Here is a 12788-nt window from a genome sequence, read left to right as displayed (position 1 = left end):
TTATCTCCAATACAGTTTTTGCTTACCACTATATTATAGAAAAAATTCTTCTAGGGTTCGCCCAATTAATTAATTAATCCCTTGTTAATTATTAATTAATTTTTATCATATTCTAAATAGACGATATTATAAATTAATTTTTAATGATTAATTTATAATATCGTCTTCTATTATATCTTTTTAATATTGGTAAATGATATGAATATGCTTTATTTCATTTGGTTCTAATTGATATTCCAAACAAAGGGTCCCATCTGTCACTTGGGCACTATAAAGTCGAATACTAGGGGCAGCCATATTCTTTAAATAATCAACTTCACTTAATCCTATATTTATTTCCTCAGTTTCTATCATCTGAAGCCAAGTATCTTGGACACTTCCGAAATGTTTATTAATTGACCTTTCTTTTATACAATATTTCCCGTTATCAATATTTTTAAATTGAAATTGAAGCGTCAATTTATCGTTATCTTCAAATAATTCATCATAGCTACCAGTTAAAACTTGATGTTCCTTCTGTGTATAGTACTTGTAATTTAATTTTTTGCAATTATGACAGACAATTGAATAATTTTTTGTTTCAGATGCTGTTATTAATAAGTGTTCTTCTTTTTTTAATAAATACTTTCCTATTTTATTTAGAAAGTAATAAGCATAAAAGGCTGGTTTTTTTATTCCTTGCTTGGTAAGCATACCAGCTAGTCCGCTTACAACACTATTTGAATTTTTACTATCTAACATAATATCCAGTGGGCTGCTATAACACAGTACATTTACTTCATCAAAGCAACTAAGTATATTTTTTACAATAAGTGCACCTTTATAACACGAGTCATTAATAATATCATTTTGCATTAATGATTCTTTCCATTCTGTAAAATAAATGTTTTCAAAATCTACACCATGTTTTTTCATAATGCTTTTTGCCAAAGCATATTGATTATTCATGTATTGATTATTAGATATTCGGTGCAACATTATTTCCTCTTCTACTTTGCCATATAAATAAGGGTATACAGATAAAGTAAGCGTATCATATGAGATTTTACTTCTTTTCATTACCTCCAAATAACGTTGCAAATTATCACCTTCGTAGCTTAGAAAAATACCAGGCCCCATTAAATCTTTACGAATATTATATTTATTAATTATAGCAGATATCTTCTTATATTCTTCAAAATAGAGAATCGCTTTCTCATCTTCAAAATCGCTGTCATAAAATAATTCAAATCTCCAATTTTGTACATTGGTAATACTATAACGATTGGCAAAATGAGAAAGTAATTTATCCAAGTATGCATAAAAATTATTATTTAATCTAATCTTTCGATAATCAATTACAATATAGAGTTTAAAGTTATTTTCAAGAAGAAAGTCAAATACTCTTTCATTTTTAAAATAATCAAATTTACCAATTTCATTATATTCAATCGTATTATCTAAGACAATCTTAGCATATTCAAAGCCCAATTCTTTCTTTAATATAGAAATTTGATTTTGTATGTCACTATTTGATAAAAAATCAAAATTTCCAACATCTATCATTTCTCTCCAATATGCTTTATATCTCTGCTTTTGAAAAGCATCGATTTCTACTGAAATATTATTACATTCAATATTATCCTCATTATAACTAACATTCTCTTTCAATATAGTTTGCACTTCTATATCTATCTTCTCCAAATCAAGATTGGAATCTAAATTATCTTTTCTATATTGATTACGAAAAACCATTGGTTTTATTTTAAAATTCTCATAAAATACTCTAGAAAAAGAGGCTACATTAGGAAATCCATTGTCTAAAGCTACTTTTAATATGGTTTGATTCGTATTTTTCAAATCTTCTATGGCAGCTTTTAACCGTACATGATTTAAATATTTTAAGAACGTAGTTCCAGTTTTTTCTCTAAAATATTTTGCTAAATATTGTGGAGTTAAAAAAAATTCTTTTGACAAATCATTTAACGTAATATTCTGTTGATAGTGGATTTCAATATACTCAAGGATATCAGTTAGTCTCTTTTCGTCTTCGTCTTTATCTGATATCTCTAACTCATTTTTCTTTATCTGAAACTCGTTCAATAAAAATATTACTATCTCATAATAAATTTTATTTAAATATACCTCTTTATAATTTTGATATATAAAATGTTCGTTAAGCAATTTTATAATAAGTTTTCTTAAATCTTCGTAATTATTATTAATCTCAACAACGGAATTACATATAAAGTAAAAATTTTTAGAATTTAGCAATTGACATAATTTCATATATCTTATAAATAGCTTAACATAAAGTGTGTTATTCTTTTTAATAATACGATGTTTGTTCATTGTATTAATCATAATGACATCATCTGCTTGAAGATGATATATTTTATCTGCAACTTCTACTTCCAACTCACCTTTTAGAAGGTAAATCAACTCAATATCTCGATGTATTTGATAGCTTTCTGTTTCGCCTTTTGCAAATTCATAATACAGTATAGAATTACTTAACTCCTGCATAAACTTCCTCCAAACTTATAATATACGTCTTTTATAAATTTTTAATCAGCTGCCAAATAGGTAAAAGGAACTGACTAAGTCAGTCCCCTATTAAATGTACTATTCTTCTTTTACTTTAAATTATCAGCCGTAATTAATTCAGTTTCTCCTAAATACTCAGGTTTTACCTGATCTTTTTGACCTGTAAGGATTAATTTACATGGTACCCAAAGATCATCCCACATAGCATCATAGTCTCCTAAAGATACCGCACCTCTAACAATACTTGCATTAGTTTTAGAAGCACCGATATTAGTCATTACTTCTGCACTAATATCTGAACCAAAGGTTGCTTTTTCTTCCACTGATAAACCACTAGACATAATATAAGCATTAACACCATTAGACATCCCTGAGTTGTAACATAAAATTAATTTTGTATCAGGATTTGTCTGAAATAAGTTTTCAGCTGCCTGTTGTGCTGCATCTAACGTATTGCTTTCTGGTTCCATATATTTTACTTTACATTTTGTATTTTTTGCAATTTCTTCTTGAATACCCTTTGATCTATCTGCTGCTTCTGGCGTACCTGAATATCCAAAGATTACCGTTTCGACAGAACCATCTGCTGCATCCGGAAATGTTTTATTTACCCAATCAGAGCCTAAAGTTGCAATTGCTGTTCCAATTTCATTTTCACTAGCAGAGCCAACATAAGTTGTTTCCCCACCTTCAATTTTTGTTGTAAATGCTACAATTTCTGTACCTGATTCCATAGCCTTTTTACCAACGTCCTTAAGTCCTGTTGGGTCAACAGCCATTACAAGTACCATTTTTGCTCCCATAGTAACGAAATTTTCAATTTGTTCGATTTGTGTTGTAGCATCCCCATCTGCTGAAGAAACCTGACAATCATAACCTTCTGATTCAAATTTTTGTTTTACCATGTCAGCAAGTCCTTGCATAAAATCATTTCCAGTATAAGAAATTGCAAACCCAACAAATTCTTTTTCAACCTCTGAATTAGTTTCTGTTGTGCCACTTGTACTTTCTGTTGATTCACTTGATCCCTTTGTATTACAACCAGTTGCCATTGTCACAACCATTGTTAAACAAAGGATTGCGCTTAAAATTTTGTTTTTCATAACCTTCCTCCTTTTACAATGAATTTCATTACCATTCAGCCAGCTTTTCCAGTCTAGTCACATTATAAACGATATTGCTGAACTAATTAATAACTTCATTATAAGATTTATACTACTATCATTCAACGAGAGTATCTTTTAAAAAAGTGCAAATTCTTTCACTTTTCTATTTGAATTATTTTCACTTCAATTGTTTTTCTAGTGCTGTTACAACATACCCTTCTTCATTTAGAATAACAATTCGATCACAAATGGGTTTTAAATCCATAATATACGGAGATGTAATAATAACACTGCACCCTTGTTCTGCCAAATTTTCAATTGCCTCATATATAATTTTTTGCATCTGTATATCTGCATTGGAACATGGTTCAATACAAACCATTATCTGTGGTTGAAACAGTACCCACCGTGTAAGTAATATGCTTTTTCGTATGTATGCATCAAAGGTTTTTACTTTCTCTTCTTTGTAATTTTCTGTTATACCAAGCTCTTCCATATATTCCTTACACAAAAAATTAAGCACCGAGTAATCATTTAAAAACTTAAACTTACTTGTCTTTTTCATTACAGGTAAAAACAAATTATCCATAAAGCTCATAGAATCAACTAAATCTACATGAGACACGCTTCTTGGAAGATATCCAATGTTATTGCTGACTGCATAATCAATATCTCTTGGAATGTACAGTTTTCCATTGTAATACAGTTGACCACTTTGAATTTTACACTCACCCACCAGGGATAATGCAATTTCTTTGTTTCCTTTATTGTCTAAGTCATAAAGTCCAATTACTTCTCCTTGATGAATTTTTAAATTTACATTTTTAACTTTTTCTCCACAATGCAAATGAATAATTTCAAGTCTGCATTTTTCTTTTTTATGACTTGGCCGCTGTACTACTTTTGGAATTTCATTTCCTAGAAGAAGTTGTGTTGCCAACTGAGTATTATAATCCTCATTATAGAAGGTTCTAACATTCATTCCCCTTCGTATAATTACAATTTTATCTGAAATATTTAAATTAAAGTTTTCATTATGACTTTCACACAAAATCGAAATATTATTATTCTTTAATTTTAAAAGCAGTTTTCGCATCTTCATAATTTCATTTTGTCCATAGAATTGAAAAATATCATCAATGATAATAAGTCTTGCTTCATTTTCTACTGCGCGGAGCAAAGCAACCACATGTTGTTGAAATTGTGTCAACTGCTCTACCAGCATATTGGGTTTAATATCAGGAGCATATTTCCCTAATAATAATTTTGTACGATAAACAATATTTCTGCGTTTAATAATAAAGCTTCTTTTCTGCTTTCTGGATAGCACAAATATATTTTCTGCTACCGTCATCTTTTCAACCAATGTGCTATTGTGTCCAATGCAATTCAATTTTTGATCTGGAATAAATGTTCTGCCTGGCTCAAATATTTTTTTATCCCATATTACTCTTCCTGAATGTAATACTACCCCACCATTAAAGTAATCTAGGAGCAAAGATTTCCCTGCTCCTGACAAACCAATTAAATTGACTATTTCCCCTTCATTAATAGTGAGATGAAAATTATTCAAAAGAAATGGTGGGAAGCTACCTACATATACATTTTCCATTCTTAGAATCTCTTTTTTCATACATTCATCCATCCTATTTCATATCTTTTAATACTTTAGGAATTGTAATTTCAACCTCACTTCCAACCATCCACGTACTTGATATATGAATTCCGTATTCCTTCCCAAACAGAAGTTTCAAACGATTGTTCACGTTCTCAATTGCAATTCCATTCCCCTTTTTCTTATAACTTACAACCATTGGCGATTGGTTCAGTTTCTTATGAATTTCTTCCAATGTTTCTTCTTTCATTCCTATACCATCATCTGCCACAGTTACAATCAATCTCTCTTCTGTTGTAACGATATGAAAATCAATGGTTCCAGTTCCTATCTTTCCTTCAATTCCGTGAAAGATTGCGTTCTCCACAATTGGCTGCAAAGTCATCTTCGGCATAATACAATTTTTATATTCTTCTGTATCATCATGTACATAAATATGAAAGGTAAATTTATCCGCAAACCTATACTGCTGAATTTTGATATAATTGTAAACATTATCAATTTCTTCAGATAATGTGACTTTATCATTATCCTTACCAATATTATAACGAAAATATTTCGCCAATGCCTCTGTCATATCTGCAATTTTATAATTATCATCAATCAACGCCTGTCCACGTACTACTTCCAGCGTATTATAAAGAAAATGAGGATTAATCTGGCTTTGCAGTTGGGCATATTCAGATTCCTGACGCAAAACAATTTCTGTATGTTCTCTTACCATGCTCTTCTTATATTCTTCCAGAATCCGCGTTAGACTGTCTGTTAAGGAATCATCTTCTAATTCCTCTAATACATAATCAAAAGATGCATGGTTTATAGTTCTAATTGTTCCTTCCAGTACTCGAATTGGTTTGATTACATAGTGCTGAAATATCAGTAAGAATGTAATTAAAATACTAATTTCAAGCAGTAATAGTATACAATATCCATATTTTGATAACTTTTCATTAGCAAAACTTATAAAAACAATTATATTGATTACACTTATTGCAAGTAACCCACCAAAAACAACCTTTGCATATTTAAATACTCTGTCCTGGAATCCAGTGTTTCTCTTCTTCATAAGTCCCTCTTTACATAAACAGCTTTCTATATACAGATGGTTTCAGTCCTACCACTTTTAAAAAAATCTTACTAAAATATCTGTAATCTACATAGCCCACCTGTTCAGCGATTACCGCTATGCTTTCATCTGTGGTCTTTAATAATTCTTTTGCCATTTCTATTCTGCATGATATCATATAATCTGTAAAACTGATTCCTAATTCCTTCTTAAAAATGGTACTCAAATATGCCGGGCTTAAATTGGTAGCTTCTGCAACATCTTCCAACATTAACTGTTTTTTATAATTTTCCTGTATATACTGTTTTGCAATTCTTACCGGCAGCTGGCTTTTATTTTTCTTATCCTGTATCAACTGGTCAATGCAATCCGAAATAATACTTTGACACTTGCGATTCAAAGATTCTTCTTTTAAACACATATCCATCGCTGCTTCAAATTGCTGTTGGATACGTTCTATCAACTTTTCATCTGCATTTATTTTAATCAGTGCTTTTACAATTTGATGCTCGATTGTTTCAAAAAAATCAAATACAGATACCGGAGAATAAAAAGGCGTTTGTCGGAGCAAAATTATTTTTTCTTCCATAAAAGTATGCAATGCAGAAAAATCCATGATTTCCATAAAATTCTCAATTTTAAGTTTTTCACTTTCATTTAATATATCTCTTATATATACTTTGTTATAAGCCAGCTGCTCATTATAAATGATGCGGTTTACTCCCTTTTTAATGCGGCACTTCACTGCCTCGATTGCACCATTTACAGTTGTTTTCACGCTAGAAATACTAGACACAGTTTCTCCCACACCAATTGTAATGGAAAATAAATGGAACTTATTCATTTCATACATTAATTGATCCTGAAAACGATTATACATCTCTTCTACATGTTTCTTTTCTGAAATATCGAAGTTAATAACTGATACAATTCCACTTTTCATAGTATTGTTGATATACTCATAACCGCTTGTTTTTAAAATACCATCTATTACAGCTTCAATCATTGGAAGTAAACCGTTTAATTCACCTATTCCCTGAATCGGAAAATCTACTTTAGCAAAGATTGCCTGGAAACAGCCACTATTAAAATTATTTTGATATTCCTCCTTCAACTCATCCACCGCTTGTCCATCATATTTTATTATGCTTGTGAGGAAATGCTTTTTCATGGTTTTTCTTCTCGTGTATATTTCTTCTTTTAACTGCTTTTCTACGAACTCTTTCTGCTTAAAGGATTCTATTTTTTCTACAATTCGTTTTAATGATTTTTCCAATTCTTCTTTGTCAATCGGTTTTAATAGATAATGCTCTACTCCCATACTAAGTGCACGGTGAGCATATTCAAAATATTTATACCCACTAATAATAATAAATTCAGGTCTCTTCGGAAGTTCAAGAGATTTCTGTATCAATACCAAACCATCATATCCTGGCATTCTTATATCACTGATTACTATGTCTGGCTGTTGCTTCTTTATACATGCGAAAGCATCTACTGCATTATGAACAATATCAATTACTTCTAATTGAAGTACTTCCCAGTTCATTAACTTTTTTATCAGCATACATATATTTACTTCGTCATCTGCTATTAGTACTTTATACAAGCTCCCACCTCTTTCACTTATATAGTAATAGTATAGCTAATTTTTTTTGATTCGTATATCCTTTATTCTAAAAAATAAAAATTTTAATAATTAAACGACTTTTATTGTTACACTTATCCCAAAAAGGAGAAGTGTGTTCACAACTTCCCCTTCTTATCCGATTAAGCAGAATTCAAAATCTGCTTCTTAACTATTTATAACTCTTTTTGAAACTATATAACAAATTGTTTTAAATATCTTTGGCTCAAAAGTAAGGAATTTTGTACGTTTTTATCATATCCTTCAAATGCTTTATCCTCAACTTCGATACAAGTATAACCCGCATATGAGATATCCGTTAATGCAGAAACATATTTTCCCCAGTCCACGTCACCAAGACCTGGCAATTTCGGTGACATATATTGAAGCGGCGTAGCCATAACACCTACATCTGCAAGCTTATCAGGATATACCTTAATGTCTTTATAATGAACATGAAATATCTTATTACGGAATTCATAGATTGGTTTAATATAATCAATCTGCTGCCATACAAAATGAGATGGATCATAATTAATACCAAGATACTCACTGTCAATAATTTCAAATACTTTTCTCCAGTTTGCAGGTGTAGTCATAATGTTCTGACCACCTGGCCATTCATCTTCTGTAAATAACATTGGACAATTTTCAATTGCAATTCTTACCTTCAGTTCTTCGGCATATTTTACTATAGCTGGCCAAACTTCTTTTACAAGCTTCAGATTTTCGGAAACTGATTTCTTTGGATCTCTTCCTAAAAAAGTAGTAACCATATTTACGCCTAATTTCGCAGATGCATCAATTAATTTATGTAAATGTCCTACATAAACTGCTCTTTTTTCCAGGTCTGGATCCATTGTATTTGGATAATAAGCAAGAGAAGAAATTTTTACATTTTTATCTGCACAATATTTTTTAATATATATTGCTTTTTCATCATTTAAATTAGCAACATCAATGTGACTTACACCGGCATATCTTCTCTCTGCCTTTCCTTTTGGCCAACAGGCGGCTTCAACACATTCAAATCCATTTTCTGATGCAAAATCTATCATTTCTTCAAAGGTATAACTATCTAAAATTGCACTAACAAATCCTAATTTCATAAATGCCTCCTAGAATTTTATTTCCTGACCACTAGCAGCTGATTTATAAACAGCATCCAGAATTTTTGTTACAATAAATGCTTGTTCTGGTTGAACAACCGGGTCTTTGTCATAAATAATCGCCTCTAACCATTGTGTACATTCAACATCCTCTTCTTTATCCGACTTACCTTCAAAAAAAGCAATGGTCCCACCAGGTGAAAGAGTTTCCTCTGTTAATTTTCCATGAGTTGTTTTGTTAAAAATCAATTCATGTCCTTCTTGGCTCATTCCTCCAAGCACTTCCGCTCCTGCTTTGGTACCACATAAGGTTGTACAAGCTTCTCTTGATTCTTTCATGTTGATAGCCCATGAGGATTCTAAGAAGATAGTCGCACCGTTTGACATTTTAATATATCCAAATGCAGAATCTTCAACTTCATAAGTTTTTGGATCCCAAGCGCCAAACATATTTCCTTTTGTTGCTTCTTCCAGATGGCCTAATTTTTCAAATACAGAACCAGTTACTGATACAGGTTCATAATTATTCATCATCCATAAGGTGATATCAAGTGCATGTGTTCCGATATCGATAAGTGGACCACCACCCTGTTTTGACTTATCTGGAAATACTCCCCACGTAGGAACTGCTCTTCTTCTAATTGCATGTGCTTTTGCAAAATATATATCTCCAAGATCTCCTGCCTCACAAGCTTCATGAAGAGTAAGTATTTCTGGACGGAATCTATTCTGATATCCTATTGTAAATTTCTTACCAGATTTTTTCCATGCATTCATCATAGCCTGTGCTGCTTCTGTATTATGTGCCATTGGTTTTTCACACATTACATGTTTTCCTGCCTCAAATGCTGCTACAGTAATTGGACTATGTGAAACATTAGGTGTTAATACATGTACCAAATCAATTGCTTTGTCTTTTAATAGCTCCTCATAGTCTTCGTATACTTTCGCACCTTCAACGCCATATTTTTCTGCTGCTTTTTTTGCTCTCTCTACATCAATATCACAAAAAGCTGCCATTTCTACTTTATCACTTTGTCTTGACAATGCCGGTAAATGTTTTTGATTTGCAATTCCACCACAACCAATAATTCCAACTTTAAGTTTACTCATTAAAATACCTCCTGCGCACTTATCACTTAGTTAATTTATAATTCAATTATAGATTTTCTTTTCCTTTCCATCTCTCAATTATTTATTCCAAATTTCTTTTCCTTTTTGCCCTTTTACCTCTATTAATATGAAGTCAAAAAAATAAGGGCAAAAAACTCATCTTTATTTTTGCCCTTATAAAAACTAATCGTATAAATATTGTATTTTAATATATTGTATTTCCTGTGCCATTAACTTTGTTTCCAGATTAAGTTTTCCATCCTTTACCTTACAGGTCTTCATGAAGATTCGAGGAGTACAAATGCGGTTCAAATACTCGATTTCATGTTTTGTAAGATGTTCACTGTACTCCATCTTTGCCCATTCATCTTGTACGCTACCATTCATTTGGTTCACACTATAAATGGTAATCTGATAATTTCCATTCTTAATACCACCAATCTGATAATTCAATTTTAATTCTTTATTGTCTTCAAATACCTGAAATTGTTTTGAAATACTGATTTCATCCTCATTTTTTAGATAATACTTATAATTGAGATGACGATAGTTATGGCAGGCTACGGCATAGTTATAATGCCCTTTATCTGTAATAATGCTGTTTTGATCTATACCCAGCAAAGATTTTCCCATTTTATTCATAAAATCAAATGCGTAAAATGCCGGTTTTTTTATTCCATCCTTGCTTATAAGTCCACAGGCACCATTTAATAAGATTTGACTGTCATAAAATTCTGCAAAAATATCTGAGCCAATCCAATACCCCAAAATATCCACGTTATCTATATTATCCATAATACTTTTCATGGTGTATGCTGCTTTAAAGCAACTGTCATTCAATGAACTTCGATTGGATATGGTGGAATTCCATTCTGATACATGCACTTCAATTCCTGCAAACTTTGTCATGTTAATTAACTCTTTTGCCATACTAAGTTGATTTTTCACAAAATCCCGATCTGTTGATATTTTAACATAAGACCTGTCTCCCTCTGTTCCTACAATATAGGGATAACAGTATAGAGATACAAAATCAGGCTTACATTCCTTCTTTGCCCAAAACTCAAGTAAATCTGACAAATTCTTACGTCCAAACTGAATTCCAATTCCAGGACCACCTATTTTGATATTTGGTGAAACCTTTTTAAGTGCCTGATAAGCATGTTCAAATTCTTCAAAGAAAAGAGCCTGTTCATGATCAATAAGCCATCGCTCATCATTCCATTGTTCAAAATACCACTGCTCAATTTCTTCAATTCCGTAACGATTAGCAATATGCACTGCAAAACTATTTAGGAATCTTTTCTGGCTTTTCTTATCTTCAAATTTGGATTGAGTCTCTTTGATGACCATTGGGTTTTCTACATTTCGATATAATTTCTGTGGTTTAAATCCCAGTTCGATATATGGAAACAATTCATTATCTACAAGAAAATCAAGTATCTTGTCCAACTTCTCATAATTGTATTTTCCATGGAGATTATTTTCATTTATATAAAGTTCTTTGCTATATATATTCCAAAAACGAATATAGCGAAATCCAAGTTTTTCCTTTAATACCAGCACATGATTTTGAATATCTGATCGCAATAGATCACTTGCTTCTCCAATATTAATCATCTTGTTCCATGGTTTATTAAGAACTTTTTTTTCACTCGCATTTACAATCAGGCTTGACTCCATATAATCCGTCTGGTCAGGTGCACTAGTAAAATTATTCTCAATGAAATAACTTAATTTCTTTGCAACTGCTTCTTCCTTTTTCTGCTCAGCAGTAATCTTCTCTTTCATTTTCTGCGGTTTCATTTTGATACGGTATTCTGAAGGTGACATTTCATATACTTTTTTGAAAGCCGCATTAAAAGAGGCAGTATTTGCAAATCCATTTTCCATGGCAATGCGCATAATTGTTTTATCGGTATAGAGCAACTCATCCATTGCATGGAATAATCGAATGCTATTTACATAGTCAACAAAATTCTGACCGAATTTTTTCTTAATATATTTCGATAGGTAAGGAACAGATAAATACATTTTCCCAGAAAGGTCATTTAAGCTGATTTGCTGGTCGTAATTTGCATTGATATAATTATATATTTCTGCAACTCTCTCTTCTTCCATATCCTTATCATTCTTAAATCTCTGATCATCACTTTTCATCATGAAATTGCTTACGATGATATGCAGTAATTCATAATACTTACTTGAAAGATAAATCCTTCCCTGGTCGATCTCTTCAAAATACTGGTTAAAAATTCTTTTCATGATTTCACGCAGGTTATCATAAGCTTTATTCTTATCTATAATGGAATTGCACCAAAATAAAATCTGGGAGGTATTCAGCAAAAGACTTAACTTCTGATAGTTAATACGAAAACAACTAAGCAATACTTCCATCTTTGCCTGATAAGAATGTTTCTTGTTGGCATTTATTATGATAATATCATCTGCTTTCATTTCAAACTCTTCGTTCTCCACCTGCAGAAGTATTTCACCTTCTAATACATAAATTAGTTCAATATATTGATGGAAATGGGGCACTTGGTTTTTTTTTATTTGGAAACTATATTCTATAACAAAGTTATTGTGATCATTCTCCATAAAATCCCTCCACCTGTATCTTTCT

The 12788-nt window shown here is 31.4% G+C and carries 8 protein-coding genes; all 8 read right to left on the bottom strand.

What is annotated here, in order from left to right; genetic code table 11:
- Positions 1-180 precede the first annotated feature (180 nt).
- Positions 181-2505 carry a GH39 family glycosyl hydrolase gene (locus DWV06_RS06065; protein ID WP_115481290.1) on the bottom strand — a complete coding sequence of 775 codons (2325 nt, stop codon included), beginning with the start codon at positions 2503-2505 and terminating at the stop codon, positions 181-183.
- Between the two features lie 110 nt (positions 2506-2615).
- The gene (locus tag DWV06_RS06060) at positions 2616-3629 is read right to left on the bottom strand and encodes a sugar ABC transporter substrate-binding protein (protein WP_115481289.1); all 1014 of its coding nucleotides are present in this window, start codon (positions 3627-3629) and stop codon (positions 2616-2618) included.
- Positions 3630-3810: 181 nt separating this feature from the next.
- Complete coding sequence (locus tag DWV06_RS06055) at positions 3811-5265, bottom strand: ATP-binding cassette domain-containing protein (protein WP_162300586.1); 1455 nt, start codon at positions 5263-5265, stop codon at positions 3811-3813.
- 13 nt (positions 5266-5278) lie between these two features.
- Complete coding sequence (locus DWV06_RS06050; protein ID WP_115481287.1) at positions 5279-6313, bottom strand: sensor histidine kinase; 1035 nt, start codon at positions 6311-6313, stop codon at positions 5279-5281.
- A gap of 10 nt (positions 6314-6323) precedes the next feature.
- Positions 6324-7922, bottom strand: coding sequence for a response regulator transcription factor (locus tag DWV06_RS06045; RefSeq protein ID WP_115481286.1), 1599 nt, complete (start codon positions 7920-7922; stop codon positions 6324-6326).
- 212 nt (positions 7923-8134) lie between these two features.
- On the bottom strand, positions 8135-9049 hold the full coding sequence (locus tag DWV06_RS06040) for a sugar phosphate isomerase/epimerase family protein (RefSeq protein ID WP_115481285.1): 915 nt from the start codon (positions 9047-9049) through the stop codon (positions 8135-8137).
- Between the two features lie 9 nt (positions 9050-9058).
- The gene (locus DWV06_RS06035) at positions 9059-10162 is read right to left on the bottom strand and encodes a Gfo/Idh/MocA family protein (protein WP_193726002.1); all 1104 of its coding nucleotides are present in this window, start codon (positions 10160-10162) and stop codon (positions 9059-9061) included.
- 183 nt (positions 10163-10345) lie between these two features.
- On the bottom strand, positions 10346-12763 hold the full coding sequence (locus DWV06_RS06030) for a GH39 family glycosyl hydrolase (RefSeq protein ID WP_115481283.1): 2418 nt from the start codon (positions 12761-12763) through the stop codon (positions 10346-10348).
- Positions 12764-12788 lie beyond the last annotated feature (25 nt).

It is taken from the genome of Anaerosacchariphilus polymeriproducens (genome assembly GCF_003363435.1).
Classification (GTDB): domain Bacteria; phylum Bacillota; class Clostridia; order Lachnospirales; family Lachnospiraceae; genus Anaerosacchariphilus; species Anaerosacchariphilus polymeriproducens.
This window is presented reverse-complemented; position numbering and strand designations above follow the sequence as displayed.

Excerpts from the sequence above, each read along its gene's own strand:
- DWV06_RS06065 (WP_115481290.1), bottom strand. The coding sequence starts at position 2,505 with ATGCAGGAGTTAAGTAATTCTATACTGTATTATGAATTTGCAAAAGGC.
- DWV06_RS06060 (WP_115481289.1), bottom strand. The coding sequence starts at position 3,629 with ATGAAAAACAAAATTTTAAGCGCAATCCTTTGTTTAACAATGGTTGTG.
- DWV06_RS06055 (WP_162300586.1), bottom strand. The coding sequence starts at position 5,265 with ATGAAAAAAGAGATTCTAAGAATGGAAAATGTATATGTAGGTAGCTTC.
- DWV06_RS06050 (WP_115481287.1), bottom strand. The coding sequence starts at position 6,313 with ATGAAGAAGAGAAACACTGGATTCCAGGACAGAGTATTTAAATATGCA.
- DWV06_RS06040 (WP_115481285.1), bottom strand. The coding sequence starts at position 9,049 with ATGAAATTAGGATTTGTTAGTGCAATTTTAGATAGTTATACCTTTGAA.
- DWV06_RS06035 (WP_193726002.1), bottom strand. The coding sequence starts at position 10,162 with ATGAGTAAACTTAAAGTTGGAATTATTGGTTGTGGTGGAATTGCAAAT.
- DWV06_RS06030 (WP_115481283.1), bottom strand. The coding sequence starts at position 12,763 with ATGGAGAATGATCACAATAACTTTGTTATAGAATATAGTTTCCAAATA.